This is a genomic window from Methylobacterium segetis (genome assembly GCF_004348265.1).
In the GTDB taxonomy this organism is placed as follows: Bacteria; Pseudomonadota; Alphaproteobacteria; order Rhizobiales; family Beijerinckiaceae; genus Methylobacterium; species Methylobacterium segetis.
On the sequence record NZ_SMNT01000238.1, the window covers coordinates 1 to 2,188 of the forward strand.

The following is a 2,188-nucleotide window of genomic DNA, read 5'->3' on the forward strand; positions in this document are numbered from 1 at the left end:
GCTCCTCGGTAGCGGCAAGCTCGCGACCGAGCTGGACCGGCTGGATCTGATCGACGAGTACAGGCTCCTCGTCCATCCCAGGATCGCTGGCCACGGCCCGACCCTGTACCAGGGCGGGCTGCCCAGCACGCGACGGCTGGCGTTGGTCTCGGCGAAGCCGCTCCGCAATGGCGCGGTCGCCATGCATTACCGGCGCGAGCGCTGACCCAGAGCAGCCCCCATGGATCGAGACGCGGGTGACGGCCGCCGAATGGCCGCGATGGGAGCGGAGCGGACGGGAAACAGCGCCAGCGGACGTTGCAGGCGTCCGCTGGCCGGGAATGCGTCTTTGGACTTGCGCTCGCCTATTGCGCCGGCTCGCTGCGAGTTGCAAAGCGGTTAACCTGAGCTGCGCTCTCGAAGATCAGGCAAACAGGTCCCACGGGGGCAGCGGTACCTTGTCGAGGGTGACGAACTCGTACCCCTGGGCGCGCAGCCCGTCGATGATGTTGTCGAGGGCATCGACGGTTTGCGAGCGGTTCCCGCCACCGTCATGCATCAGGATGATCCCGTTGTCGGACGCTTGGCTCATCACTCTCTGTATGATCGTGTTGGTTCCAGGCGTATTCCAGTCTTCCGGGTCGACCGTCCAAAGCACGGTCTTCAGCCCGTCCCTCTCGATGATGGTCTCGGCCTGCTGGTCGATGCTGCCATAGGGTGGACGGAGATAGACTGGCCGCGTCCCGGTCGTGTTGAAAATTGCGTTCTGGGTGTTCTGGATCTCGGTCTGGATCTGCGCGTCACTCAGCAGCGCCAGATCTTGGTGATCGAAGGTGTGGTTCGCGAGCTGGTGCCCATCGGCCAAGACGGCCCTCGACTGCTCGGGATAGGCGTTGACCATCTCTCCGAGCTCGAAGAACGTGGCTTTCACCCCTTCGGCCTTAAGAACTGCGAGGACCTGCGGTGTCCAGGTCGGATCCGGTCCGTCGTCGAAGGTCAGGGCGATTTTTTTCGTTGTTCCGTCGTCATCGACGATCGTGGCCGTGGCGGAGCTCGTCGCCCCCGGCGTGCCGCCGCCGGTGATCGTACCAAGCTTCGCAATGACGGTCTCGTTCGACTCGACCAGGTTGTCCTGCACCGGGGTGACCGTGAAGCTGGCGCTGCTCGCCCCAGGGATGAAGTTCAGCACCCCACTACTGGGCAGATTAGCCACCGTATAGTCGCTGTTGGTCGCGGTGCTGCCAGAGAAGTCGATCGCCACCGATCCAGCCTGGCTCAGATCGCCGGTGCGGTTCACTGTGTAGGTGATCTTGGTGCCAGTGCCTTCGCCCACCGAAGCTGGTGCAACCGCGATGGTGTAGCTCGGGGGAGCCAGGGCATCGTCATCGACGATCGTGGCCGTGGCGGAGCTCGTCGCCCCCGGCGTGCCGCCGCCGGTGATCGTACCAAGCTTCGCAATGACGGTCTCGTTCGACTCGACCAGGTTGTCCTGCACCGGGGTGACCGTGAAGCTGGCGCTGCTCGCCCCAGGGATGAAGTTCAGCACCCCACTACTGGGCAGATTAGCCACCGTATAGTCGCTGTTGGTCGCGGTGCTGCCAGAGAAGTCGATCGCCACCGATCCAGCCTGGCTCAGATCGCCGGTGCGGTTCACTGTGTAGGTGATCTTGGTGCCAGTGCCTTCGCCCACCGAAGCTGGTGCAACCGCGATGGTGTAGCTCGGGGGAGCCAGGGCATCGTCATCGACGATCGTGGCCGTGGCGGAGCTCGTCGCCCCCGGCGTGCCGCCGCCGGTGATCGTACCAAGCTTCGCAATGACGGTCTCGTTCGACTCGACCAGGTTGTCCTGCACCGGGGTGACCGTGAAGCTGGCGCTGCTCGCCCCAGGGATGAAGTTCAGCACCCCACTACTGGGCAGATTAGCCACCGTATAGTCGCTGTTGGTCGCGGTGCTGCCAGAGAAGTCGATCGCCACCGATCCAGCCTGGCTCAGATCGCCGGTGCGGTTCACTGTGTAGGTGATCTTGGTGCCAGTGCCTTCGCCCACCGAAGCTGGTGCAACCGCGATGGTGTAGCTCGGGGGAGCCAGGGCATCGTCATCGACGATCGTGGCCGTGGCGGAGCTCGTCGCCCCCGGCGTGCCGCCGCCGGTGATCGTACCAAGCTTCGCAATGACGGTCTCGTTCGACTCGACCAGGTTGTCCTGCAC

Annotated in this window: 2 protein-coding genes; one reads left to right on the top strand and one right to left on the bottom strand. The window is 64.2% G+C overall.

The window, feature by feature from the left end; translation table 11 throughout:
• The coding region (locus E1J50_RS26345; protein ID WP_165937995.1) for a dihydrofolate reductase family protein at positions 1-205 on the top strand (205 nt) is incomplete at its 5' end.
• A 198-nt stretch (positions 206-403) separates the two neighbouring features.
• Here E1J50_RS26345 and E1J50_RS26350 read toward each other — a convergent pair.
• Positions 404-2,188, bottom strand: a 1,785-nt coding sequence (locus E1J50_RS26350; protein ID WP_165937996.1) for a polysaccharide deacetylase family protein, incomplete at its 5' end; no start/stop codon positions are given.